Origin of the sequence: Anaeromassilibacillus sp. 1001302B_160321_C8 (genome assembly GCF_015554745.1) — a bacterium.
Classification (GTDB): domain Bacteria; phylum Bacillota; class Clostridia; order Oscillospirales; family Acutalibacteraceae; genus Anaeromassilibacillus; species Anaeromassilibacillus stercoravium.
The window spans coordinates 142,131-166,766 of the sequence record NZ_JADNJD010000003.1 but is presented as its reverse complement, the minus strand read 5'-3'; the positions used below and the strand labels follow the sequence as shown (position 1 = coordinate 166,766).

General features: G+C 51.7%; 20 protein-coding genes. 13 read left to right on the top strand and 7 right to left on the bottom strand.

Annotation, left to right across the window (positions count from 1 at the left end):
- The first annotated feature begins 39 nt into the window (after nucleotides 1-39).
- The 4 genes from I2E77_RS03560 to I2E77_RS03545 are packed head-to-tail and all read left to right on the top strand — an operon-like array spanning nucleotide 40 to nucleotide 4,111.
- On the top strand, nucleotides 40-267 hold the full coding sequence (locus I2E77_RS03560; protein ID WP_195450649.1) for a hypothetical protein: 228 nt from the start codon (nucleotides 40-42) through the stop codon (nucleotides 265-267).
- A 37-nt stretch (nucleotides 268-304) separates the two neighbouring features.
- Complete coding sequence (locus I2E77_RS03555) at nucleotides 305-1,171, top strand: ABC transporter ATP-binding protein (RefSeq protein ID WP_087234733.1); 867 nt, start codon at nucleotides 305-307, stop codon at nucleotides 1,169-1,171.
- Nucleotides 1,168-3,381: a M1 family aminopeptidase gene (locus I2E77_RS03550; RefSeq protein ID WP_191448639.1), complete on the top strand. Its 2,214-nt coding sequence runs from the start codon at nucleotides 1,168-1,170 to the stop codon at nucleotides 3,379-3,381. The genes I2E77_RS03555 and I2E77_RS03550 overlap by 4 nt, the downstream gene beginning before the upstream one ends.
- Nucleotides 3,374-4,111 (top strand): hypothetical protein, encoded by a 738-nt coding sequence (locus tag I2E77_RS03545; RefSeq protein WP_191362991.1) that lies wholly within the window; start codon nucleotides 3,374-3,376, stop codon nucleotides 4,109-4,111. Before I2E77_RS03550 ends, I2E77_RS03545 begins: the two co-directional genes overlap by 8 nt.
- 85 nt (nucleotides 4,112-4,196) lie before the next feature.
- Here I2E77_RS03545 and I2E77_RS03540 read toward each other — a convergent pair whose 3' ends face one another.
- Nucleotides 4,197-4,763: a hypothetical protein gene (locus tag I2E77_RS03540; protein WP_191521102.1), complete on the bottom strand. Its 567-nt coding sequence runs from the start codon at nucleotides 4,761-4,763 to the stop codon at nucleotides 4,197-4,199.
- 357 nt (nucleotides 4,764-5,120) lie between these two features.
- Between I2E77_RS03540 and I2E77_RS03535 the strand changes: the two genes are divergently transcribed.
- The 4 genes from I2E77_RS03535 (at nucleotide 5,121) to I2E77_RS03520 (ending at nucleotide 10,620) form a co-directional block, all read left to right on the top strand.
- Nucleotides 5,121-6,869 carry an ABC transporter ATP-binding protein gene (locus tag I2E77_RS03535; RefSeq protein ID WP_087234737.1) on the top strand — a complete coding sequence of 583 codons (1,749 nt, stop codon included), beginning with the start codon at nucleotides 5,121-5,123 and terminating at the stop codon, nucleotides 6,867-6,869.
- Nucleotides 6,869-8,629 (top strand): ABC transporter ATP-binding protein, encoded by a 1,761-nt coding sequence (locus tag I2E77_RS03530; RefSeq protein WP_195450648.1) that lies wholly within the window; start codon nucleotides 6,869-6,871, stop codon nucleotides 8,627-8,629. The genes I2E77_RS03535 and I2E77_RS03530 overlap by 1 nt, the downstream gene beginning before the upstream one ends.
- A gap of 167 nt (nucleotides 8,630-8,796) precedes the next feature.
- Entirely contained in the window at nucleotides 8,797-9,681 is an 885-nt protein-coding gene (locus I2E77_RS03525; protein WP_087234738.1) for a transketolase, read from the top strand.
- Complete coding sequence (locus tag I2E77_RS03520) at nucleotides 9,682-10,620, top strand: transketolase family protein (RefSeq protein ID WP_087234739.1); 939 nt, start codon at nucleotides 9,682-9,684, stop codon at nucleotides 10,618-10,620.
- A 513-nt stretch (nucleotides 10,621-11,133) separates the two neighbouring features.
- Here the strand turns inward: I2E77_RS03520 and I2E77_RS03515 are convergent.
- The gene (locus I2E77_RS03515; protein ID WP_195450647.1) at nucleotides 11,134-12,195 is read right to left on the bottom strand and encodes an aldose epimerase family protein; all 1,062 of its coding nucleotides are present in this window, start codon (nucleotides 12,193-12,195) and stop codon (nucleotides 11,134-11,136) included.
- Between the two features lie 44 nt (nucleotides 12,196-12,239).
- Nucleotides 12,240-13,193 carry an ROK family protein gene (locus tag I2E77_RS03510; protein WP_087234741.1) on the bottom strand — a complete coding sequence of 318 codons (954 nt, stop codon included), beginning with the start codon at nucleotides 13,191-13,193 and terminating at the stop codon, nucleotides 12,240-12,242.
- A gap of 677 nt (nucleotides 13,194-13,870) precedes the next feature.
- Between I2E77_RS03510 and I2E77_RS03505 the strand changes: the two genes are divergently transcribed.
- The 4 genes from I2E77_RS03505 (at nucleotide 13,871) to I2E77_RS03490 (ending at nucleotide 16,795) form a co-directional block, all read left to right on the top strand.
- Entirely contained in the window at nucleotides 13,871-14,572 is a 702-nt protein-coding gene (locus tag I2E77_RS03505; RefSeq protein WP_243252511.1) for a sugar transferase, read from the top strand.
- Nucleotides 14,562-15,302, top strand: coding sequence for a tRNA threonylcarbamoyladenosine dehydratase (locus I2E77_RS03500; RefSeq protein WP_087234743.1), 741 nt, complete (start codon nucleotides 14,562-14,564; stop codon nucleotides 15,300-15,302). Before I2E77_RS03505 ends, I2E77_RS03500 begins: the two co-directional genes overlap by 11 nt.
- Nucleotides 15,303-15,396: 94 nt before the next feature.
- Nucleotides 15,397-15,591 (top strand): hypothetical protein, encoded by a 195-nt coding sequence (locus I2E77_RS03495; RefSeq protein ID WP_087234744.1) that lies wholly within the window; start codon nucleotides 15,397-15,399, stop codon nucleotides 15,589-15,591.
- Between the two features lie 343 nt (nucleotides 15,592-15,934).
- Nucleotides 15,935-16,795 carry a serine hydrolase gene (locus tag I2E77_RS03490; protein WP_195450646.1) on the top strand — a complete coding sequence of 287 codons (861 nt, stop codon included), beginning with the start codon at nucleotides 15,935-15,937 and terminating at the stop codon, nucleotides 16,793-16,795.
- A 121-nt stretch (nucleotides 16,796-16,916) separates the two neighbouring features.
- Here the strand turns inward: I2E77_RS03490 and I2E77_RS03485 are convergent, their stop codons facing one another.
- Nucleotides 16,917-19,310, bottom strand: a complete 2,394-nt coding sequence (locus I2E77_RS03485) for a cation-translocating P-type ATPase (protein WP_087234746.1) — start codon at nucleotides 19,308-19,310, stop codon at nucleotides 16,917-16,919.
- A gap of 443 nt (nucleotides 19,311-19,753) precedes the next feature.
- On the opposite strand from I2E77_RS03485, the gene I2E77_RS03480 reads away from it, so the two are divergent.
- Nucleotides 19,754-20,968: an O-antigen ligase family protein gene (locus tag I2E77_RS03480; RefSeq protein ID WP_140400389.1), complete on the top strand. Its 1,215-nt coding sequence runs from the start codon at nucleotides 19,754-19,756 to the stop codon at nucleotides 20,966-20,968.
- 273 nt (nucleotides 20,969-21,241) lie between these two features.
- Here the strand turns inward: I2E77_RS03480 and I2E77_RS03475 are convergent, their stop codons facing one another.
- The 3 genes from I2E77_RS03475 to I2E77_RS03465 all read right to left on the bottom strand — a co-directional run bounded on the left by I2E77_RS03475 (nucleotide 21,242) and on the right by I2E77_RS03465 (nucleotide 24,553).
- Complete coding sequence (locus tag I2E77_RS03475) at nucleotides 21,242-21,763, bottom strand: hypothetical protein (RefSeq protein WP_087234748.1); 522 nt, start codon at nucleotides 21,761-21,763, stop codon at nucleotides 21,242-21,244.
- Between the two features lie 295 nt (nucleotides 21,764-22,058).
- Nucleotides 22,059-23,873, bottom strand: a complete 1,815-nt coding sequence (locus I2E77_RS03470; protein WP_195450645.1) for an ABC transporter permease — start codon at nucleotides 23,871-23,873, stop codon at nucleotides 22,059-22,061.
- Nucleotides 23,870-24,553, bottom strand: coding sequence for an ABC transporter ATP-binding protein (locus I2E77_RS03465; RefSeq protein ID WP_195450665.1), 684 nt, complete (start codon nucleotides 24,551-24,553; stop codon nucleotides 23,870-23,872). Before I2E77_RS03465 ends, I2E77_RS03470 begins: the two co-directional genes overlap by 4 nt.
- Between the last annotated feature and the right edge of the window lie 83 nt (nucleotides 24,554-24,636).

The window sequence follows — 24,636 nt, the reverse complement described above, 5'->3', positions numbered from 1 at the left end:
CTTTTCCTAATGTCGTACAGGGCTATATGGAGTTCCAACATGGATTGGAACAATATCCCCTGTTTGAATTGCTGTATTCCCAAAACTTTTGAAAAGTATGCTATAGAAGATATCTATGAAAAGATAAGAGGCCTCATAGAAAATGTTGTAAAAAATAGCGGGACTTCCTGCAAAATGGGGCTAGGGGCATATCATCTCAAAATGGGTCTGTTTCTCCATAAAAACTACAAAAAAACTGCACAGCGGCTCCAAATGGATTCCGTATGATAGAGGCATCCCAATTTTGGAAAGGATGGAACCATTCATGCGGATTGCTATTGAACAACTAAACATGACATATCCTACAGGGAAACAAGCCCTCCGGGATGTGGATCTTACGCTGGAAAGCCCCAATCTGATCGGCCTGCTGGGGCCAAACGGCGCGGGAAAGTCCACGCTGATGAAGCTCCTGGTGGCTGGACTGCTGCCGTCCAGCGGCACCATTTCCGTGGACGGGACACCCCTGCAAGCCTGCGAAAAGGCGCTGAAGGCGCGTCTGGGCTACCTCCCTCAATCCTTTGGGCTGTACGAAGAACTGACGGTTTGGCAGTTTCTCGATTATATGGCGGCATTGAAGGGAATCCGGGACAGCCGCGCTGCCATCGATAGGGCCATGGAAGCGGCAAACCTTGTGGAAAAGCGCAAGGCGCGCATCCGGACGCTCTCCGGAGGACAACGCCAGCGGGTTGGAATCGCGCAAGCCCTTTTGGGAGAGCCGGAATTCCTGATCCTGGACGAGCCCACGGTGGGACTGGACCCGGAAGAGCGCATTCACTTTCGCAACTTTTTCTCCCGGACGGCACAGGACAAAATTGTCCTCTTATCCACCCATATCATCGAGGATGTCCAATCGGTGTGCAACCAGCTGATCGTCATTGACCGCGGGAGGATTCTTTTCACCGGGACGCCGGAAGCGCTCATTGCTTCAGCGCAAGGACACGTGGGGGTGTTTTTGGAGAGTGAGGAGAGCCGGGCGGACAGCCATTTACAGATCACCTCGCGTGTCAATACAGCCAGAGGGGTGGCTTGCCGGGGCGTAGCGGCGGAATTGCCGCCTTTTGCCGAGCCGGTTGAGCCCTCCCTGGAGGACGCATATCTGTATTGGATTACCGGGGAGGGGGAGCTGCAATGAAAGCTTGGTCCCTCTTCCGGGTGGAAATTGGGCGGCTGTTCCGAAACCGGTTGACCTGGTTGGCAATTGCGGTCACGGGATTGTCCCCGGCGGCTGGCCTTTGGCTTTATAGGCCGTTGGCCTCCTCTTCTGAAGCTGCATACTCCGTCTCCCTGACAGGGGCATACCTGGGGAATCCAGCGTTAGCCGGTGGGATCGGTAGCGCTGTCATATTCGCCCTGTTAACCGCGCTGGAATGCAGCCGCAGCCACCGCTCCCGCGTCGATCTTCTAACCGATGCGATGCTTTCGCCGCTTTGCATGGGATTTTGCCGGATCGGTGCGCTGTCTCTCGCTGCGCTGACGGCCCAGGCGGTGACCCTGATTGCTTGGATGCCGTTCACGATGCTACAGACCGGATCGGTCTTCCGGGGATGGCTTTATGTGGCGGTATACCTCTCCTTCATGCTGCCTTCTACTCTCTTTGCGATCCTCTTTACGGCGTCGGCGTACCAGATTTCCCGGCGGCTGGATCTCACATTGGTGCTGTTTGCCGCGTTCGCTCTGCTCAGTATGACCGCTTGGAGCGAAAGCTGGCTGCTCCGCTGGATCAACCCGCCGGTCTATTCAATGTCCGATGATTTCGGGAACACCCGGCTTTTACAGTCCGTACTGTACAACCGGCTGTTCTGGCTGCTGCTTCTGTGCGGGCTCTGCGCTGTTTCCTTCCTCTGCGTCCGGCGGTATGGAAAAGGACTTTTTGGATCGGCTGCAAGGAACGTCCGCAAGGTGTATCTACCATTGTTGGTTGTGGTATGTCTGCTTTCCGGCTATGTCGTCTATACCTATCAGCCGTTCTTGGACCATAGCAAGGCGGAGATCGACATGGATGCCTACTACAATATCGCCTATAACGAGTATGTGTTTTTTGACGCGATCCATGTGGAGGCAAGGCCCAATCTCTCCACAGGCCGCTTCTACGGCACGGCGCTCTATTCCCTGCATAACACCAGCGGGAAACCGCAGACGATTTCCTTATATGTGAACCCGGGTTACAGGGTTTCATCGGTCACAGCGAACCAGACTTCGGTGGCCTTCCGGGATTGCAACGACGACGATCAAAACACCAAGACGGTGGAGGTCGATTTGCCCGCGGAGGAGGAGATCGAGTTGGAGGTTGCCTACGGTGGGTTCCCGCAGGAGTGGAACCTTCAGGAACTCAGCCAGGGGAGCTTGGAGATCAGCCGCGACTACCTCTACCTGGCAAACCAGAATTTTGCTCCTTTACCAAAGGATTTCGTCTGGGAGACCCAGGAGCCGCCGCCCTACACAGCGGAGATCGACCTGCCAAAGGGCATGACCCCGGTGCTCTTTGCCGAGGGAACGGTCGAACAGGCCGGCGAAAATCCGGACGGCACCGTCCACTGGAAGCTGACTGACAGCGGGCAAAGCATCATCCTCTATGCCGGGGACTACATATCGCACCACATTGACGCCGCGGGAATCGACGTTGCGTTTTATTACAGCGCGAAACACGAGCGCGTGATGCGGGAATGCAATGTAGACAGCGTTTTGAAACGAGTGTTTGACTATTGCACGGAACACTACGGCCCGCTCTCATTTTATGGGGATGGCACCATGAAATTGATCGAGATCTGCAATGTCGGCGGCGGCTATGCCGCGGCTGGTGCAAGTGTGATGGGGGAGGAAAGCTTCAACGAACAGGGGTTGAAGGATCCTCTCAAAGGCGCTGGGGGAAGTGAAGTGTTGGCCCACGAGATTGTCCACCAGTGGTGGGGGCTTGGAAACATGTTTGCCCCGGAATCTTATACAGATGTCTGGTCTGCGGAAGGGTTGACCGTCTACACCACTTACCGGATGATGAAGGAGCAATACGGCGAGGCCTATGCGAAACAGAACTATGTGGATGTTTGGCAAAAGCAGGTGGACGATTATTATCAAAATTTTTATGTCCGCCATCCAGAGTATCTGGAGCGGTTGCCGGAACAGTACCGTGCAGATATTGTGAACAGCCTTTCGAGTGTGCGGCGCTACTGCGAGATGCCGCTGAAGATCCTGAAGGCAGAGCAGCTCGTTGGCGGAGAGGAAGAGATGGATGCGATCCTCGCCAAACTTTTCACCCGTGAGCTTGATCCCACATACCCGTATCTCACATATCAAGATTTTCTGAGCGCTTGCGCTCTGACAGAGGAGGATTTGGACCTTGCGTAAGATCTTTCGGTATGAACTGCGGCGGGCCGTATGCAACAAGTTTTTTCTGGGCCTGCTGGTGATCTGTCTCTTTTTTGGCTGGCAGACGCTGAACAGGGAAGTCATCCAAGGCGTAGCGCATACGGCGCCGTTTTCCTCATGGAGTTTTGGATATTACCTGGCGCAGGAGCTGCCTCTTTTATCCGTGGCATTGCTCTTCTTTCTGTGGAACGTATTCTCCAAGGAGGCCCGCCGGGTGAACATTTTGACGGCGGCGACCCCCGTGGATGCGGGAAGCTATCTTTTGGTGAAATGCGGGGCTGCTGTAACGGCCTGGCTGCTGTTGGCTTTCGGTGTGTATACGCTTGGAACCATATTTTTGCTTGTGCTTTTCGGCCCAGCCGTTTCCTTAAACGATTTGCTCCTTCCCGCTTTGATCTCCCTGCTGCCGGCGCTGGCTCTGGTATTGGGGATCGGCATGATGGCGGGACGACTCCATCCGGCGCTGCTTCTTGTGCTGGCGCCTGTGGCACTGGCGGCCAACTTACTGCCATTGCCGTTGGAGTGGGATCTCTTTGGAGCAACCTTTTTCTCCAAATATCCGCTGACATTGGAGCAATTGGATCCCGCGTTTGCCTTACCGGCCGCCGGATGGATTGCAAAAGCCGTCTACCTGGCCGTCGGAGTAGGGTTCGCTGCGCTGGCCGTCCATCTGGAACGGAAAACGGTTCTGAAGGGGTTGCAGAGTTAACGATCCCGCACGGTGGCAAAAGACAAGAAGCCCTCCGGTCTCGCAAAACCGGAGGGCTTCTTTGTGTATCAAAAAAGGGAGGAGGTCATCCAACGCATTTTTTGCAGGGCTCCAAGCCGCGGGCCAACGCTTGCTCCAGGGTCGATTCGTAGTAAGTGCCGCCGTTGCAGTGGTTGTTATAGTGATACTTTTTCCCAGTCCGAGTCACATAGATGGTCCGCCCCTGCTTTGTGGAAGAGGTTTCTGTGGCAGTTTGCCGGTTGCTTGTGGATGGTAACGGATCGCCTACGGTGATGACACAGTGCTTGACGGGTTCTTGCCCTGGGAGTGTAGTGTAGATGGCAGATGCCTCGCCTGGTTTTCCGATTGCCCATACCTGGAAGCGGTATTCATCCTCGCCTTCGGCATTTTTCAGCTTCTTGCAATTTCCCGTCTTGAGGACAGTCCCGTTTCCTGCGGCGATCTGCGGGTCTGCATGCGAGCCGTGGACAGTGAATTTGAACCAATAGTAATCACCCTGTGCCTTTGTGAAGTCCATGGTGGTGTCGCTTTCCACATAAGGCTCCACCGCGGCAAAGGACGTTGGAAATGGGGCGAAGAACAAGACAAAGGACAACAAAAGCGCAACCCAAGACATATTTCTCTTTTTCATAGCAATTCCTCCATTGTGTAGAACCTAGAAATAGATACAAATGCCTTCCTTGACGCAGATAATCGATCGTTCTATCTGCCCGCTGGGAAAGGCGAGACATTTGCACCTCCATCGTCTATATATTCAGTTTTACAGTGAATATTATCGACTTATTTCTTATATATAAATTTTAACAGATTATTTATAGAAAACAAGGGACAAATCATACAAAGAAATTTCTGCTTTTTTGTCTTTTTATGTCAGTGAAAGAATACCACAGAAGAAATTCGTTTTTTGGAAGTAGCCAGCAAAATAAATTGCTATTTCTGTCCAATGGAGGTAAAATAGAGGATATGTTAAAGAAAAGGATTTGGTCTCATGCGAAAACTCGCACGCTTCCTGAAGAATTACCGGCTGCAGGTCATCCTGGGCCCTATCTTCAAATTGACGGAAGCCGTCTTTGAACTGATTGTACCAATTGTGACAGCGGATATCATCGACAACGGTGTACGCACCGGGGACGTCGGCTATGTCTGGCGCATGGGCGGCGTGATGCTCCTGTTGGGCGTTGTTGGCCTGTGCTGTGCGCTGGTCTGTCAGAAAATGGCCTCCATTGCTTCGCAGGGGTTTGGAACGGTCCTGCGAAATGAGATGTATCGCCATATCAACACATTTTCCCATAAGGAGATCGACCGCTTCGGCACGCCGTCGCTGATCACCCGCATTACAAACGACGTCAACCAGCTTCAATATGCGGTGGCAATGTTAATCCGCCTGGTGATCCGCGCGCCATTTTTGGCGCTCGGCGCCGTAGTGATGGCAATGTTGATCGATCTTCCACTTGCTATTGTCTTTTTGGTGGCGACACCGCTCATCGGGTTGGTGCTTTATTTGGTCATGAGCCGGTCGGTGCCGTATTTCAAAGTCATGCAGAAAAAGCTTGACCGTATTTCGCTGATTTCCCGCGAAGGGTTGAGCGGCGCGCGCGTCATCCGCGCGTTTTCGAAGCAGGACCATGAGGAGGCGCGATTCCGCACAGCTGCCAACGACCAGACGGATACCGCCATCCGGGTTGGAAAGCTCTCCGCGCTTTTAAACCCGCTCACATACTTGATTATGAATTTCGCCGTGATCGCGATCGTTTGGTTCGGCGGAATGCGCGTGACTTCCGGCGGGATGACACAGGGCGAGGTCATCGCCTTTGTCAACTACATGTCGCAGACATTGCTGGCGCTGATTGTTGTGGCGAATTTGGTGGTCACCTTTACCAAGGCGGCTGCCTCTGCGGGCCGCGTCAACGAGGTGCTTGAGACGGAAACATCCGTCCCGGAACCGGCGAATGGGCCGGTTTCGCCCAAGCAGGGCGCGCCGGAAATCGCTTTTTCGCATGTGAGTTTCTCCTATAGTGGAGACGGGGGAGAGCATGGAGAAAAATACGCTGTAAAGGATTTAGACTTTACTATAAGAAAAGGGGAGACGATCGGGATCATCGGTGGCACTGGTTCCGGAAAATCGACGCTGGTCAGCTTGATTCCGCGGTTTTACGACGTCACTGAGGGTTCTGTTTCCGTGGAAGGAATCAATGTAAAGGAATATCCCTTTTCACAGCTTCGCGAGAAAGTGGGAATGGTTCCACAGCTCGCGGAGCTCTTTTCCGGCACGATTGCGAGCAATCTGCGCTGGGGAAACGCCCATGCGACCCAACAGGAGCTGGAAAACGCCCTGCGAATCGCACAAGCGAAAGATTTCGTTGACCGTCTGCCGCTTGGGTTGGAGAGCCCAGTGAGCCAGGGCGGAAAGAATTTCTCTGGTGGCCAAAAGCAGCGTCTGACCATCGCCCGCGCGCTCGCGGGGAAGCCGGAAATCCTCATTTTGGACGATAGTGCCAGCGCGCTGGACTTTGCAACGGACGCAGCCCTGCGGCGCGCGCTGAAAGCGGAGACGCAGGGGATGACGGTTTTAATGGTCTCCCAGCGCGTGAGCACGGTGAAAGCTGCAGACCGCATCCTTGTGCTGGACGACGGCACTATGGCGGGCCTGGGGACGCATGAAGAGCTTATGGAGAGCTGTGAGGTCTACCGGGAAATCTGCCTTTCCCAGTTGAGCAGAGAGGAGGCGGCGCGCTAATGAAAAAGTCCGGGATCAATAAATCTGTCTTGAAGCGTCTGCTGCGCTATGCGAAGCCTCACGCGGGATTCCTGCTTTTGGCGTTGGTCAGCGCCATCATCAATGTGTCCTTGACGCTCTATGGTCCCATCTTGGTTGGACGGGCCATCGACTATGTGATCGGCCCGGACCAGGTGGATTTTGCTGCCATGGTCCCTGTCCTAATCACTTTGGCGGTCACGATTGTGGTCAGCGCGGCCTTCCAATGGCTGATGACCTATTGCACCAACCGCGTCAGCTATAAGACGGTGCGCGATCTGCGCATCCAGACGTATGAGAAGATCAATACACTGCCGCTGAAATACATCGACGGCCACGCGCACGGGGATCTGATCAGCCGCATTGTCAACGATGTGGATCAGGTGTCCGACGGCTTGTTGCAGGGGATCACCCAGCTTTTTACCGGTGTTGTGACGATCGTCGGTACTTTGCTGTTTATGTTGACCATCAGTCCGGTGATTACGGTGGTGGTGGTTTTGGTCACGCCGCTTTCACTGTTCGTAGCGGCCTTTATCGCCCGGCTGACCCACCGGCAGTTTGTCGAGCAGCAGGCGACCCAAGGAGAGCTTTCCGGCTTTGTGGAGGAGATGATCGGAGGACAGAAGACCGTCAAGACCTTCCACTATGAAGGCCGTGCAGAGGAGCGATTTAAAGAGATCAATGGGCGGCTGTACGACTGCGGCGTAAAAGCGCAGTTTTATTCGTCCTTGAGCAATCCCAGCACACGTTTTGTCAACAATATGGTTTATACCGCGGTTGCGGCCTTTGGTGCCGTCTGCGCGATCACAGGCTGGCCCGCGCCGTTGACGATCGGCCAAATCTCCAGTTTTCTGACCTACGCAAACCAGTACACGAAGCCGTTCAATGAGGTGACAGGGGTGCTCACCCAGATTCAGACCGCATTCGCCTCTGCAGAGCGCCTCTTTGCCGTCCTAGACGAGGAATCTGAACGGCCGGATGCCCCGGATGCGGCTGTTCTGGAGCACTGCAAAGGGGACGTGGCGGTCGAGCATCTGTATTTCTCCTACGATCCTGCGCGTAAGCTGATCGAGGATATGAACATTGCTGCAAAAAGTGGAAGCCGGATTGCGATCGTTGGCCCGACTGGGTGCGGCAAGACGACGATCATCAACCTATTGATGCGGTTTTATGATGCGGACCGCGGATCGATCTCCGTGGACGGGCACAATATTCAGTCGGTCACACGCAACAGCCTGCGTAAACAGTACGGCATGGTGCTTCAGGAGAGCTGGCTTTTCTCCGGCACAGTGCGGGAAAACATCGCGTATGGCCGGGAGGACGCAAGTCTGGAAGAGGTGGTTGCGGCGGCCAAAAAAGCGCACGCGCATTCCTTTATCCTGCGCCTCCCACAGGGGTATGACACCGTGATTTCTGAAGATGGCGGCAACCTCTCGCAGGGGCAGCGGCAGCTGCTGTGCATTGCACGGGTTATGTTGGTGGACCCGCCCATGTTGATTCTCGACGAAGCCACCAGCAGCATCGATACCCGCACGGAATGGAAAATCCAGACGGCGTTTGAAGAGATGATGCGCGGGCGGACCAGCTTTATCGTGGCACACCGCCTTTCTACCATCAAGGGTGCGGATTTGATCCTGGTGATGAACCAGGGCCGTATTGTGGAGCAGGGTACCCACGAGTCGCTTTTGGCCAAAGGCGGCTTTTACGCCAACCTGTACAACAGTCAGTTTGCCGTTAGTTAAAAGAGGAAAGTGTAGGAAAAGAGGGCGTTGCCTGCCTTTCTCGGTTTTGTAAACCGGTATTTTCCAACAAAATTTTATCAAGATGCGCTGGAACAGTCGTCGCATGGCGCAAATAGGCAAAAATATCCCGGCGAAAATTGCATTTTCTGCGTTGATGCGCTATAATAATGGCGGTTGTTTCTCATATCATTTCAAGGGAGGACATTATGAATACAGCAGAAAAGAAAGACCTGCAAATTGCGGCCTGTAAAATCCGTATGGGCGCGATTGAGGGAGTTTATCATGCAAAATCCGGACATCCGGGCGGCTCTCTCTCCGCAGCAGACGTGCTGACCTATCTCTACTTTAAAGAGATGCGCGTGGATCCCACTCGTCCGGCGGACGAAGACCGGGATCGTTTTGTGCTCTCAAAGGGGCATTGCTGCCCGGCACTGTATGCGACATTGGCGCTCAAGGGGTATTTCCCGATGGAAGAGCTGCAAAAGCTGCGCCATATTGGTGCGATGTTACAGGGGCATCCCAACATGTTGGACACTCCCGGCATTGATATGAGCACGGGTTCCCTGGGCCAAGGCGTATCTACGGCCTGCGGCATGGCGTTAGCGGCGAAGATCATGGGCAAGGATTATCGCGTGTATTCCATGCTGGGCGACGGCGAAATCGAAGAGGGCCAAGTGTGGGAGGCTGCGATGTTCGCGTCCCACAAAAAATTGGACAACCTCTGCCTGATTGTGGACAACAACGACCTCCAGATCGACGGCACGCTGGATGAGGTTTGCAGCCCGTACCCGATCGACGAGAAGTTCCGCGCATTTGGATTTGACGCTGTCATCATTGATGGCCACGATTTCGATGCGATTGAAGAGGCGTTTGCCCATGCACGCGAAGTGAAGGGCAAGCCCTGTGTCATCATCGCAAAGACGGTGAAGGGCAAAGGCGTCTCCTTTATGGAAAACCAGGTGGGCTGGCACGGCACCGCCCCCAACCAAGAGCAGTATGAAGTTGCGATGCAGGACCTTAAGCAGGCGCTTGCGGCATTGGAGGTGGAATAAATGGCGGATGTAATCAAGAAGGCGACCAGAGACGGCTACGGCGAAGCTCTGGTTGAGCTCATGGACGAATACCCAAATTTGGTGGTGCTCGACGCGGACTTGGCGGCCGCCACGAAATCCGGTATGTTTAAGAAGGCGCACCCGGAGCGCTTCTTCGACTGCGGGATCGCAGAGGGGAACATGATGGGCGTCGCCGCTGGGCTTGCTGCGGCCGGAATGCTCCCGTTTGCCAGCTCTTTTGCCATGTTTGCTACGGGCCGTGCCTATGAGCAGGTGCGCAATTCGATCGGCTATCCGCACTTGAATGTCAAGATCGGCGGTTCCCATGCTGGAATTTCCGTCGGTGAGGACGGCGCGACCCATCAATGCTGCGAAGATATCGCATTGATGCGTACCATTCCGGGAATGACAGTGGTGAATCCGGCTGACTATTATGAGATGAAGGCCGCGGTTAAGGCGATCGCTGCATATAACGGCCCGGTCTATGTGCGTTTGGGCCGCCTGGCCATTGAGACGATCAACGATGAAAGCTATCAGTTTGAGCTGGGCAAGGGTGTAACCCTGCGCGACGGCAAGGACATCACCATTGTGGCGACGGGCCTGATGGTGGGCGAATCCCTTAAGGCAGCGGAGCAGCTCGCAGAAGCGGGGATCGACGCGCGTGTGATCAATATTCACACCATTAAGCCAATTGATGCAGAACTGCTGCGCAAAGCGGCGGCGGAGACCGGCCACATTGTAACAGCGGAAGAGCACAGCATCATTGGCGGCCTGGGCGACGCAGTGTGCGAAGCAATCCGTGAAAACCCGGTTCCGGTGACAAAGATCGGTGTAAACGACCGCTTTGGCTATTCCGGCCCGGCGGTGGATCTGCTCAAGGATTTCGGCTTGTGCGCAGACCATGTGGCGGAGGTCGTAAAAGAGGTCTTGAAGAAATAAAAAGCGGTAGTAGCGTTTTTCGATAAACTTTATGGATACAGCAAACCGGCGTAGCAGGGCAGACCTGCCGCGCCGGTTTTTTTATCGCTTTCAGCATGACAAAACCCCCGGTTCTACCGGGGGTAGGTAAAAAACCTTGGCAAAAGAAAAAGTAAAAAAACCGTTTGTTCTTCAAAGGAAAAAGAATGGTACGGAGGTTCTGAAAGGAAGGCGGGAATTTTCGCGAAAAGTGTCCCTCTCGCAGAATGCTATGAAGTACCAAAGAGAACTGGTTTACCAGTAGCAGGGAAAACGATGCGATGATATTTTTCAGTACCCCTTCCAGGGGTCAGCAAGTACTGACCCCTCTGGGGTCTGAGCAAACCACTAGTTTTCTAGTGGTTGTGATTATCTCTTGAAGACTACCCATGGGCGAGTGGTTTCCAAGAGATAAAGCAAACGCTCTGGAAGCAATTTACTTCCAGAGCGTGGAATCTTTGTATATAGCCAATCCTTATTGAAAACGATGTGCTTTTATTTTCGCACCTCAAATTTGTATGTGGTGGTATGCCGGTATACTTCGCCGGGATGGAGGACAGCACTGGGGAAATTGGCGTGGTGAGGTGAATCCGGGAAGAACTGCGTCTCCAGGCAGAGCGCATGGTGTGCCTGAAGGGGAACGCCGCCATTGGCACAAACGCCCTCGGAAAAGCCGTTTGCCGTGTAGAGCTGCATGCCGGGCATGTCGGTGAACACCAGCATGACGCGCCCCGTAGACTGGTCGTAAACCTCCGCCGCCTTCTTCCGGCCAGGCTCCCCAGCCAAGACAAAATTGTGATCGTAGCCGTTGCACTGGCGCAAGAACGGGTCGTTGGCCCGAATATCCTGTCCGATCGTTTTTGCCTTGCGGAAATCCGCCGGGGTACCGGCTACCGGGACCAATTCGCCGGTAGGAATCAGGCCCTCGCCCGCAGCGGTCACAAAATCTGCGTGGATCTGCAATTCATGGGAAAGGATATCCCTAGCAGGATCGCCCGTCAGATTAAAGAAGCTGTGATTGGTCAAATTTACGAGTGTGGATACATCGGTTTTCGCTGTATAGTCGATCACCAGGGCGTTGTCCGTCGTCAAGGTGTAGCAGATGGAGACGTCGAGATTCCCAGGGAAGCCCTCCTCGCCGTCCGCACTGCGATAGGCAAAGGTGATCGAAGGCGCTTCGTCGTCGTTGTTGCTGCATTTCAGCCGCCAAGCCTTCTGATGGAAGCCCTGGAAACCGCCGTGCAGAGTGTTGCCATTTTCGTTCTGGCTTAGGGAATAGAGCGTCCCGTCGATCTCTGCTTTTCCACCTGCAATGCGGTTGGCATACCGGCCGACCGCTGCACCGAGGAAATCGCCGTCCGCGAGGTATTCCTCCAGTGTGTCGTGGCCCAGGACCACATTGCCCAAATTCCCCTTGCGGTCTGGCACCTGAATGCCGACAACGCGCGCACCGTATTCCATTGCCTGAATGCGCACACCGTTGGTATTTGTCAACGTATATAGATGAATTTTTGTCCCGTCCGGCAAGCTGCCAAAGATCTTTTGTTCAATACTCATATCCAAATCCTTCTCAAATAAAATTGGAAATGCAAAAATAGAGATTATTTGCCCAGAAGTGCCGCACCGATGATGCCTGCGTCGTTGCCGAGCTGTGCCTTGCAGATCTTCGTGCGCACCTTTGCGCCGCCGTACTGCTCACGGTCTACATATTCGCGCACAGGGGCCAACAGGGTTTCACCCTCGTTGCAGATGCCGCCGCCGATGCACAGAATGTCCGGTTGGAGGGTATTGACGCAGTTAGCCAAACCGCAGCCGAGGTAAGCGATGTATTCATCGACAACCTTCTTGCCGACCGGGTCGCCTGCACGCATAGCGTCGAACGCTGTACGGCCGTTTACATTGTCAAGGTTTCCGTCGACCAGTTTCCAGATGGGGCTCTCCTTGTCTGGATTGGCAAGCATAGCCTCTTTTGTGCTGATGATCAGGCCCGTTGCGGAGGAATAGCGCTCCCAGCATCCGTCGCGTCCGCAGGAACAATGGCGGCCGTTAAACACAATGACCGTGTGGCCCATTTCGCCAGCGCAGAAGTTGGAACCGGAATAGATTTTCCCGTCAATGATGATGCCGCTTCCTACGCCGGTTCCCAATGTGATCGCCAAAGCGTTCCGCGCACCCTTCAATGCACCCGCCTGATATTCCCCATAGGCGGCTGCATTTGCGTCGTTCTCCACGATAACCTCTTTTTTCATGCGCTCTTGCAGCATACGCTTCAACGGGAAATTATTAAAATACAGGTTGTTGGAAAATTCTACAACACCCAATTCACGGTTGACCGTGCCAGGGGTACCGATTCCCACCCACGGGATGTCGTCGATCGTAACGCCTGCATCCTCCAGAGCGGCAAAGGCCGTCACTGCGAGCTGTTCACACATCTCTTCCGAGGAACAGGGGACGCGGGTCTTATTCTTTCCACGTCCAATAATTTGATAATTTTCGTCCACCACGCCTACGGCTATGTTGGTTCCGCCGAGGTCAATGCCAAGATAGTATGCCATTTTCATGTCCTCCTTGTGTTTTCATATAGAAAGTGCGACCAGCTCCAAGGGCAGCTTTTTGAGACGGAAAAGGGGAGACAGCACACGCATTTCTGGGCCCTTGTGCCGGAGCGCGTTGTTTTTGTGCAACGTCCGGTCTTCTTTCCCAGCCGCATGCCGTTTCAAATTCCTCCATGCATGCGTTATAAGAGACCGGAACTTGCCTTTTCCTATATGTACCGGTCCCCGGAAAGCAAGTAGATGCATCCATAAAAGGACTGGATGCTCCATCGCCAAGCCGCCCTGATTCCGTTCGGATAAAGTCTTTCACGCTATTGCATTGTTTGCCTTTAAGCTTTTGAAGCGATCGGCCCTGGTTGGCCACTTTCTTATACAAGTCAAGTTTAATTATAATCTTAATTTATTATAACATTTATTTGGATAAATTGTAAAGGAGCATATAGCGTTTTTTCTGTAGAATCTGCAAAGAATGAAGTTAGTAACTATGCCGATAGATTTGTCCCATAGGGGGTTTTATGGTATAATAACCTCACACGTTTGGAAAAATGGAGCATTTTTGAGTGCTGGGAGAGCATGAGACCATATATGAAAGCTTCTGCTCAAGAAAAAGGCTGGTCTTATTTTATAGAATATTGGTACTCCCAAATCTAAATCAAAAGAAAGTTGGAGCATTGATCATGAAATACGAAGAGTTGCCCAAAGCGATGCAGGAGGGTGCTATAAAGCCTTACTGGGATCTGCTTCAGAAAAAAAAGGGTTCTCTGATTTTGAAGCGGCTGATGGATATTGTAGCTTCCTTTTTGATGCTGGTTATCCTCTCTCCCTTTTTATTGATCCTGGCTGCCGCAGTCAAACTGGACTCCAAGGGGCCAGTCTTTTACCGTCAGGTCCGTGTGGGGCGCTACAATCAAGATTTCAAAATTTTTAAGTTCCGCACCATGGTCCAAAATGCGGATCAGATCGGTCCTGCTGTCACGACAGGGGAAGATCCGCGAATTACCCGTGTAGGGAAGTTCATCCGCCGCTTGCGGCTGGATGAGTTTTCCCAGCTGCTGAATGTTTTGAACGGGACAATGAGCTTGGTTGGGCCGCGGCCGGAAGTGCGCAAATATGTCGACCTCTATACACCGGAGCAAATGGCTACCCTGCTGGTGCGGCCTGGCGTCACTGCCCCTTCCAGCATTGCTTTTAAAGATGAGGATCAACTGCTCGATGCGGCGGAGGACCCGGAAAAGGTATATGCGGAGCAGATTTTGCCGCCCAAAATGGAGCTAAATTTGGAATATCTGGAGCACGTATCCCCTTTATATGATCTTTCCGTGCTTTTCCAGACGGTGGCAGCAGTGTTTTTGCCAGGAGGGGACAAGGATGCGCAATGAGTTTTCACGCTCCCAGATTTTGCTGGGTGCAAGCAGCATGGAAAAATTGAAAAATAGCCGGGTCGCGGTGTTCGGGTTGGGCGGCGTGGGCAGCTTTGCCGCAGAAGCGCTGGTGCGAACTGGCGTCGGCCACCTTTTGTTCATTGACAATGATGTGGTGAGCCTGACCAACATCAACCGCCAGATTCTTGCCGACCACTCGACGTTGGGCAGGAAAAAGGTGGATGTGATGCGGGAACGCGCGCTGCGTATCCATCCCGCTGCGGATATCCAGACCTTCCCGTTGTTTTTCCTCCCGGATACCCCTTGCGATTTTTTAGACGGCTGTGATTACATTATAGACGCTATCGATACGGTGTCCGCAAAGCTGGCCCTGGTGGAGGTGGCACAGAGGAAGGAGATCCCAATTATCAGCAGCATGGGCACGGGCAACAAATTGGACCCTTCCCGGTTTGAAGTGGCGGACATCTATGAGACTTCTGTATGCCCCTTGTGCCGGGTAATGCGCCGCGAACTGAAAAAGCGGAGAGTATCGTCCCTGAAAGTTGTTTACTCACGGGAAGAGCCGGTCCCGCGGGAAGAAAATCCCGATTTGCAGGAGGACTCCCCTCGCAGGCAGACGCCTGGGAGCGTGGCGTTTGTCCCGCCGGTTGCGGGGTTCCTTTTAGCAGCGGAGGCCGTCAAAGATTTGACGGAAGGACTCCGGCCATCGCCCCAGCAGGCCCGGTGAGGGAGAGGGATTGCTAGATATGATATCCCCGCTGGTGTAGTTGCCCCGGATATTTTCCCTTGTATGGGATATACTAACCATGGGGTGATGAAACATGAAGAATCGAAAAAAACAGGCGATGGATCAGGTGCAGATGAGGACCTCTTCCAAAGCCGAACAACGGGCCGAACGTGCGGCAAGCGCACTTCCAGAAATGAACAAGGGGAGCATCCCTTCGGATGTCGGTGGCAGCTATACCGGCACGCCGGCGGACGACATATATCCTGTTCAGGATGCAGACGACCTGTAAAATTTTTGAATACGGTGTTTTGAAAACGGCTGTCCAGTAGGATAGCTGTTTTTTGTTTTCAAGATACTTGCGGTCTGAAAAGATGCAGAATATAATAGAAAATAGATCTTATATAGCATATTGGGATAGGAAATGTGTGGATCGATTGGAAGGAAAAGGAGGATGCCCGGTGTACAGAAAATATAAAAGGAAGGGCTGGCTGGCTGGTGGGATTGCTGTTATGCTTTTGATCCTTTTTGGCGTTCTTTTCATAGAAATCCGTGATACATCGCTCGCAAGGCAAAACCCCCTTTTGCTTTCGGCTGATTTTCTACAAAATGCCTTAGATGGAGTGGGGGAAGTTTTGAGTAACACGCAGGAAGAACTTTCTTCTGAGGCTCTTCCATCTGAAACGGCAAAGGAAGTGCAGGAAGAACCAGGGCCGAGCGTTACGCCGGAGGAGGCGGCATGGTTGGATGAACACATCGCTTCACTGGGAGGCGGCGTGTCGGTCTATTATAAGAGTTTGGCCCGCGGGAATACCTATTCTTTTGATGACGAGACGGAATATTATATCGCCAGCGTGGTCAAGGCTCCCTATGCGCTCTATGTTTACCAACTTGCCGATGCAGAAACGGTGGATCTCTCTCAGACATACACCTATGAATCCCGCCATCGCTTGGGAGGAACAGGTTATCTCCAAGAGCAACCTGTGGGGACCCAATACACGCTTGCACAGCTTTTGGAATATACCATCCGTTACAGCGACAATAACGCTTTTTTGATGGTCCGTGAAGCCGTCCCTACGGATGGATTTAAACAATTTGTGCGGACATTGGGGTTGCTTCATGAGAACTCGATGGATTCATTGGGCGAAGGGGCGGCCATCCGCGGAAATATCTGCGCACATGACGCTGGTATCATCGCGGAAGCAATTTATCGTTATGCGGAAAGCGGTTCCCCCAATGGAGCCAAACTGAAGGAGGACATGCTCCATACCGAACAGCCCATGTTGCGCTCGGAATATCCCATGGCGCGGAAGCTTGGTTCCTGGGAGGGTGCGATGCACGACGTTGCGATTATTTACGCGCCGGAACCCTACATACTAGCAGTTTGTACCAACCGTGGGCATAGCTATGATAGCTGGTATGTTGAATCGGATTATGAACCATTTTTAAAAATTTCAGAGTGGATCGAAGAGGTCTCCCAGAACGAAGAGTCCTGAAGGCACAGAAAAGGACCGGCCCTACAGGTTCCAACGGCGTTTGGAATCTGTAGGGCCGGCCTTTTTGCCAGCTGCGACAGGGGGATTTAAAGCTCTGGAAATTTTAGCGTTGCATCCCCTATTACTCTGCATTGCGCATGATGATGCGTTCGATCACATGTAGCACAGCGCTCATCATGCAGATTGCAAAGAGTAGCAGCGGAACTAGGACTACGATCATAGGAATGGTGAGGTCCACAAGGGAGAATAGCGATTGGAAGAACAGCATGGCCATGACAAACCCGACCACCATGAGCGTATATAGGGCAGTACGCAGTAGATTGAATGGCATACAGACCTTTAACAAGGTCAGAAGACCCGTGAAGCCAGTCAGGATAACCGCCAAGGTTGAGATTTGTTCATTGGGCAGATGGAGGAACAGAGAGATCGCCACCAACAATAGGACATTCGCAACCATTGTAAACGCGCCTGGGAGAGATTTGCGGATAATATTGACCAAGAAGCTTCCGCGAATACGATCTTTATTGGGCTCCAAGGCCAAAATGAAGGATGGAATACCGATGGTAAAGGTATTAATAAGGGTGAACTGGATCGGTTGGAACGGATAGTCACATTGCAGGAAGATGAAGCAAACGGCAATGATGGCGGAAAAAATGGATTTTACCAGGAACAGGGAGGAAGAGCGCTGGAGGTTATTAATAGAACGCCGGCCCTCCTGTACGATGCGCGGCATGCTGGCGAAGTTGGAGTCCAAGAGCACAAGCTGCGAGACCGTGCGGGCAGCATCGCTTCCGGAGGCCATTGCTATACTGCAATCGCTCTCTTTTAGAGCCAGCACATCGTTTACGCCATCGCCTGTCATGGCAACTGTATGTTTCTGTTCCTTAAGCGCCTTGACCAGATCGAGCTTTTGCTGCGGCGTGACGCGACCGAACACGGTGTATTCTTCTGCGGCTTGCCGGATATCGTCGTAGGATTTTAGGGTTGTGGCGTCCACAAAACGATCGGCCTTTTCCAGCCCTGCGCGCTTGGCGATATTGGCTACGGTCACAGCATTATCGCCTGAGATCACTTTGATATCCACGCCCTGATCTGCAAAGTACTCCAGTGTTTCACGGGCGTTGTCACGGATCTTATCGCTCAAAAGCAGAAGGGCGATGGGGGCAATTTCCTTTGGGAGCTCCTGCTCACGGAAGGAATTCTGGGAATAAGCTAGAAGCAGCACGCGCTGCCCCTGTACGGCGTAGGCCTCCACCTTTTCCCGCAAAGGCTCGAAACGTTCACCCAGAACGAATTCCGCAGCCCCAATCAGAAAGGTTCCCACATTTTGGAAGCTTGCACCACTCCATTTGCGCGCAGAGGAGAACGGAACCGTACCAGTACACTGCCAATCCGGAACGGCAAACCCCATTTGTTTCATGGCTAGGGAAGTAGGATTTTCGTCATTCAATGCATTCGTTACCGCTGCAATCGCATCCTCCACTTGTGTCTGCGCGATGGGACAGAGCGGTTCGATGCCATCTACTTGCATGGTTCCTTCCGTGATCGTTCCTGTTTTATCCAAGCAAAGGACATCCACACGGGCCAATGTTTCAATAGAATATAGATCCTGCACAAGGGCGTTGTAACGGGAGAGCCGGATCACACTGACCGCCAACACCACGCTGGTGAGCAGCACCAATCCTTCAGGGATCATACCAATCAATGCGGCCACAGTGCTGACCACAGCTTGCGAGAAGGGCTGTGCCGAGATGACAAATTGCTTATAAAACAGTGCGATTCCAACGGGTATGATAGAAAGACCGAGCACTTTAATGATTTTGTTGATGCTGGTCATGATCTCAGAGTTGGGCTTTTTGAGATACTTCGCACGGTTGGTGATTTGGGCAGCGTAGTTTTCCGTCCCTACATGCTCAACACGCGCATAGCAGTCGCCGCTGACAACAAAACTACCGGAAAAGAGAAGGTCACCCGGCTGTTTCACAACGGGGTCGCTTTCGCCAGTCAGAAGGGATTCATTTACCTCGCATGCCCCATATTGTACGATGCAGTCTGCGCAGATTTGATTCCCAGTGGATAGGCGCAGGATGTCATCCAGAACCAGTTCCTCCACCGGTAGGCTCTGCTCTTCGCCGCCACGGACGACGCGCGCTTTCGGAGCAGCAATCAGGGAGAGCTTGTCGATGGTCTTTTTCGCGCGGATTTCCTGTAAGGTCCCGATGAGGGTATTGCAAATCACAACGCCCATAAACAGGAGGTTTTTGTAGGAACCGACTAGGAATACCATGCTGGCCAAAATGACATTTAAAATATTGAAAGGCGTTATTAGATTTCCACGGATAATCTGGCCGACCGTTTTGGTTTTGATTTCCCCGGAGTCGTTCGAAAGGCCCTGTTGCTGGCGCATTTGGACCTGCTGTGCATTAAGCCCCTGTGTATAGTTCGGTTCAAAGCGTTCACAATAGTCCTGACGGGATTCTACGGCGTTCGTAGATGGTTCAACCTGTTTCTTCATACAATCTCCTTTGCCCATTCCCTTGGAACGTCTGATAAAAATTTTGGCGGGCGTGCGTCCTCTTATACATCTTGTACAGCGGAAAAAAGTGCCGGGCCATATGCTTGGAAAAAAGAGGACAAATTCCCTCTTGATTATACTATGGAACGTAAAAAAATGCTAGTTACGGGTGGAATTGTAAGAAACGTTAAAAAAGTGTTCATAAATTCGGCGCAATAGCCAAAAAACGCCGGAAACTATGATTTGATTCAATCGAATATTTCTCTTGCTCAAAATAAAAAAACTGCTATAATAGAGTATCGTATTAAAAGGTCTATACATGCCAATGGATGCCTGTCAATACACATCTTTTTATTTCGCCGCCGGGGACATATGAGGATAGGAATGGACTTTACTTCTAAAGAAAGGGGGAATGGCCTATCACCAAGACAATGGAATCTGTTTTGTTTCGTTTTCTGCGTTGGGCCAAACAATTAGAGGTCGATACCATTGCGCCTATGGCCTTGGTTCTCTCTCTCTTTTTTCCTTTTTATGTGTCCGTTGTTACGGTAGGCGCTGTCGCTGTTATGACGATGGTAAACTACCGGATGCGTACAAGGGCTTTGGAATCCCCTTATGGTAAGCTGCTGATGGGGGTACTGATTGCCCCTTTTTTTGTTTCGGCCATTTACAACAATTATATGGGGATGCTTTATAGCATGTTGGTTCTGGCTGCAGTTGTCTGTGCCTTCTATTTGCGGAGTGTCATGACGGGGGCTCTTTTTAACCGGATGATGGATGCAGCCTGTGTGGCCAGCGTATTTTGTGCTGCAATTGCATTTGTGCAAAAGGCAGCTTCTTTTGCCGTCTCTCCGGATTACCGGCCTGTCTCTATGTTTTCCAATGCCAATTACTATGGCATGATGATCGAATTTCTCGTGATAATCGCACTCTATCGCATCTTTACCAATTCAAAAGAGCGCATTTTTTATGGGGTTGTGATTGCCATCAACTTAATAGGGCTTTATCTTTGCGCCAGCATGTCGGCGTGTATGGGACTGCTGTGTGCGGTTTTGGTGTTGTTCTATTTGAAGAAGTATTACAAATGGATGGCTGCCTTTTTGACGTTTGCTGGCTTAGCGGCTATATTCAGCCTATTATTCCCCATCCTTTTTCCAAGAGTGGAAGCGATCGATAGCACATTTGGACAGCGCCTGTCCATCTGGTCCGCGGCAATCCAAGGGATTCAGTCGCACTTGTTGTTTGGTATGGGACCGACCTCTTATCAATTGATATATCGTGTATTTGACGGGTATCAAACATATCATTGCCACAACTTGTTGTTGGATGCCCTGCTAAACTACGGCTTGCTCGGCGCGGGTGGGATAGGAATCTATCTTTTTATACAGTGCAAGGTGTTGTGGTTGCGTTTCCGCAACCACATCTGCACAGATATGAACATCCTTCTGGCAGCTGCTTTTACCGCTGTTGTAGTGCATGGGGTAACGGATGTAACGGTTTATTGGATTCAAACAGGGATGTTGTTCCTGATTTTGTTTTCCAGCACAGGCATCTGTGCCGACTATGTAGAGAGCAAGCTTCGTCTACCAAGGTTACTCCATCTGTCCGGTGAGCCAGCAGGGGCATATGCACGTGTTGCGTCGTACCTGCGTCGATGAAAATGAGACATGGAGTGTGCGGTCCCATCAATTGTAAAATTTGATGATCCGTTCAAACCTTATGCATCCGTTTTAAGAATGGAGGTTTCCCTACCAGGCACAGGGATACCTTCCCAAGAGATTTGCAACTGCTAAAAATATCCCTATGCTTTTTGCAGAAAGGCGGCAGGTTTTGCCGGATGGGTATAAAGAGTTTCTGCTTCCTCTCGAATATATCGATTTTGCGTTCCCGTTCCGTTGCATAAGTTTATATTGCATGCTTCTAGGAATTTTTTATCCAGTGGTTCGCGTCTTTTTTCTGTGGATCACAATACTTGCGAGGATCCAGACCAGAAGATAGGACGAGGCGGCTCCGGCCACGATAAAGCAAGTGGTTTTTTGCTTTGTGGAATAAGATTCTATCGTTTCAGCTGCGTCGATGGTGATGTAAGTATCCTTTTGCGGAATGGTGAGGACGCGCCGGCGGATTGGTTTTCCATCAACCAGGAGCCTTTGCGCGGCACTTTCGATGGAGCCGGCTTCATATCTGTACTTATATTCAGGGCTGCCTGTGGCCTGATAGCAGACCACGTAGACCGTCTTGGTAGGATGCATACGCCTAGCCCGTCCAGTAGCGGTATTCCGGACCTGCTTGGGATAGACTTCATTGGGGATAAAAGTATAGACCCCCATATCTTTATAATCGGAGACGGGGCGGATCGTGGAAAGGGTGTATAAGCTAAAATAGACGGAGACCGCCGCCACGAATAGCAACAAAATGCTGAGGATATAACGGATAGATTTTATTCTTGACATTTTAGTACTTCCTTTCCATCTTTCCAAGCATTGGGAAGCGCCTACTCAAAATCGTATTCGAAAATGAATAGCATAACGAAATGGAACCTTCCAATAGGAGGGTTCTTTTTACTATGCGGCATCCTTCTTTATGGAGAAGAATGTTTCCTGAGGATCGCGATAGCGTTTTGGGTTTTCCGTTAACATCATCAAATACGTGACGTTTTATAGCTATCTAGTGGGGGATCGTACGAGAATCTTCGGTTTGGGCCATGGCAGAGCGTTCTCCCCATAGTTGCATCGTCACCTATTGTCATCACAGTTCGTTGATGGTTTCCGTCACCGACATGGTCCGCATCCGTTTGGCAGGGGAATAAGCGGCAAGTACAGCCGCAGCAATGACAAACAGAACAATGATGGCCAGTGACCCGATGGGTAAGCTCCAGGTCGCATAGGGGAAGTGGCCAGTGATAAGGAAATCATACATCATTTTGCTGAAAGGCAGGCCAATCGAACAGCCAATTACACATCCCCAAAAAGCATAGGTGAAGGCCTCCGCCATAATCATTTTGGAGAGTTGGCGGACGTCCATGCCTACCGCCCGCATAGCACCATATTGTCTGATCCGGGCAGATGTGCTCATTGAGATGCTGTTGACAATGTTCAGCACGGTAACCAGCATGATAATTCCCAAAAAGGCATAAACACAAGTTACAAATGCAAAATATGTGCCGGAAGTGCGTTGATCTCGTTTATCGCTCAAGGTATAACCATTTTCTTCCACAATCTTGCAGATAGCGGCTACATCGTCATCCGTTACATTGGGAGTTGTCTGGATCATAATGAGCGAATAGTCTGTAACGCCTGTCAAACGGACAAACGTCTCATCTGAGGTGATCAGGGTGATTTTTCCGCCGGTGAGTCCGTCTCCGCTGAACGGGTCATATTTGAGCAGGCCGGCAATCGTAAGTTCCTCATTCCCTATGAAAATGGTATCTCCTATTTTCCAAGAGCTGTTCTGATCCCAGGTGGCAAGGGCATACCTGCTGTCGCCGTAGATCTTTGACAAATCGCTGCCCCATTGGAGGGCACCATCTTTTTGGAGCGCCTCCAGGTCGAAATTATCAAAGGAGACTAGGTCTACCGTGCCGGACAAAGTTGTGTCACCATTCAGCCCGGCAGGAACAGCAAAGCAGCTCCTGCGGCCGTAGACCTGTTTAACGCCTTCCATATTGCGGAGTGCCATTGCCAAACGGTTATCGATGGAATTTTCCCCATCGGTGCTTGAAATATCGATGTCGGAGGTTGCCGCTGACTGCGGCATCAGGTGGTTGACAAAATCAATCAAAACGGAAAAGCTCAAAAATAGAATGATACTCAGTGCAAAAGAACCTGTCATCAAAATCAGATTTTTCTTTGCAGATACCGCATGATGAATCCCCAGCGCCGTTTCAATCCGGAGGAACCTTGCATGGACGGGATGGCGCGATGCGCTGGATTTTTCCGGATTCCCAGAGACCGCCGCAACAGGGGACACCATTGCGGCGTGTTTTGCCGGCGCTCTCGACGCCAGCAGAACCGTAATTATGCCGACCAAAATCCCGCTGCCAATGCCAATCCCGCTGATACCAAACAGCGGGATGTTTGAGAATTCTTCCCCGACCACAAAACGCAAGGCCGCACACATCGCCCAGGAAGTGACGACACCGAGAATAAGGCCAATGGGAACCGCTGTTTTGCACCAGTTCAGGGCTTCTAGGCGCACAAAACGGATAATCTGCTGCTTACTCATGCCGATGCAGCGCATCATGCCAAAGAACTGTGTCCGCTGTGCCACGCTGGTGTTGATGCTGCTGGAGATCATGAGCACCCCAGCGGTTAGGACGAGTAGAAACATTCCCACTGCTGTCAGGAGGAGTGTCTGCCCCATTGCGCTGTCCATCAGGCCAGCAAGGGAAAAGCTGCCGTGTTTTTCTGCTAACCTTGTTTGTTCCATTTGAGCACCCATTTCTGCCATGCTGAAGATAGCCGTTACCATAAACACGGCAAAGATGATGCATAGCAGCGTCATTCGGTTTTGCCGCCGGTGGATCTTTGCGGAGATGGGGATTAAGCTTAAATAACTTCTCATTCCCGGCACCTCCCCCAATCGGTCACCACGCCGTCGGATACCTGTAAGATGCGGTCGGCGGTTTGGGCGATGCTTTGGCTGTGCGTAATCATCACAAGGGTCTGTTCATACAGCCGGGAAGCTTCTTTTAGCAAGGCAATTACCTCGCTGGTGTTCTGCGTGTCCAGATTGCCGGTTGGCTCGTCGGCTAAGACCAGTGCTGGGCGGGCAATCAGTGCACGTCCAATTGCTACACGCTGTTGCTGGCCGCCAGAGAGCTGGCTGGGCAGATGGCAGCGGCGTTTCTGGAGGCCCAGCACGGTCAACAATTCCTCCAGATACTTTTTATTTGGTTTCTGGTAGTCAAGCAGCACCGGGAAGATGATGTTCTGCTCCACTGTTAACTCCGGGATCAGGTTGAAATTCTGAAAAATAAAACCGATATTCCGGCGGCGGAAAACGGTTAGATTACGCTCTTTCATCGAGAAAATATCTTTGCCGTCAATGATGACTTTTCCTGAAGTAGGGGTATCTAGTGCTCCGATCATGTTTAAGAGCGTACTCTTACCAGAACCAGATTCACCAACGACTGCGACGAATTCTCCTTTTGGAACGGAAAAGGTTGCCTGCTTCAGGGCATGAACGGTAGCTTCGCCTGTCCCGTATGTCTTGGAGATATTTTTTACTTCTAACAAGTCCATATCGTGTAACACCTCTTTCTGTTTTGTTATAGAAAGAGTAGCATACCAATCCTTATCCCGGAAAATCTCCGCTTCCAGCGTCC

What these genes read in the sequence shown, in the direction of transcription:
- I2E77_RS03505 (WP_243252511.1), top strand. Translation starts at nt 13,871, where the DNA reads ATGAAATACGAAGAGTTGCCCAAAGCGATGCAGGAGGGTGCTATAAAG.
- I2E77_RS03500 (WP_087234743.1), top strand. Translation starts at nt 14,562, where the DNA reads ATGCGCAATGAGTTTTCACGCTCCCAGATTTTGCTGGGTGCAAGCAGC.
- I2E77_RS03485 (WP_087234746.1), bottom strand. Translation starts at nt 19,310, where the DNA reads ATGAAGAAACAGGTTGAACCATCTACGAACGCCGTAGAATCCCGTCAG.
- I2E77_RS03540 (WP_191521102.1), bottom strand. Translation starts at nt 4,763, where the DNA reads ATGAAAAAGAGAAATATGTCTTGGGTTGCGCTTTTGTTGTCCTTTGTC.
- I2E77_RS03525 (WP_087234738.1), top strand. Translation starts at nt 8,797, where the DNA reads ATGGCGGTTGTTTCTCATATCATTTCAAGGGAGGACATTATGAATACA.
- I2E77_RS03465 (WP_195450665.1), bottom strand. Translation starts at nt 24,553, where the DNA reads ATGGACTTGTTAGAAGTAAAAAATATCTCCAAGACATACGGGACAGGC.
- I2E77_RS03510 (WP_087234741.1), bottom strand. Translation starts at nt 13,193, where the DNA reads ATGGCATACTATCTTGGCATTGACCTCGGCGGAACCAACATAGCCGTA.
- I2E77_RS03470 (WP_195450645.1), bottom strand. Translation starts at nt 23,873, where the DNA reads ATGAGAAGTTATTTAAGCTTAATCCCCATCTCCGCAAAGATCCACCGG.
- I2E77_RS03515 (WP_195450647.1), bottom strand. Translation starts at nt 12,195, where the DNA reads ATGAGTATTGAACAAAAGATCTTTGGCAGCTTGCCGGACGGGACAAAA.
- I2E77_RS03520 (WP_087234739.1), top strand. Translation starts at nt 9,682, where the DNA reads ATGGCGGATGTAATCAAGAAGGCGACCAGAGACGGCTACGGCGAAGCT.
- I2E77_RS03535 (WP_087234737.1), top strand. Translation starts at nt 5,121, where the DNA reads ATGCGAAAACTCGCACGCTTCCTGAAGAATTACCGGCTGCAGGTCATC.
- I2E77_RS03550 (WP_191448639.1), top strand. Translation starts at nt 1,168, where the DNA reads ATGAAAGCTTGGTCCCTCTTCCGGGTGGAAATTGGGCGGCTGTTCCGA.
- I2E77_RS03560 (WP_195450649.1), top strand. Translation starts at nt 40, where the DNA reads ATGGATTGGAACAATATCCCCTGTTTGAATTGCTGTATTCCCAAAACT.
- I2E77_RS03475 (WP_087234748.1), bottom strand. Translation starts at nt 21,763, where the DNA reads ATGTCAAGAATAAAATCTATCCGTTATATCCTCAGCATTTTGTTGCTA.
- I2E77_RS03495 (WP_087234744.1), top strand. Translation starts at nt 15,397, where the DNA reads ATGAAGAATCGAAAAAAACAGGCGATGGATCAGGTGCAGATGAGGACC.
- I2E77_RS03530 (WP_195450648.1), top strand. Translation starts at nt 6,869, where the DNA reads ATGAAAAAGTCCGGGATCAATAAATCTGTCTTGAAGCGTCTGCTGCGC.
- I2E77_RS03555 (WP_087234733.1), top strand. Translation starts at nt 305, where the DNA reads ATGCGGATTGCTATTGAACAACTAAACATGACATATCCTACAGGGAAA.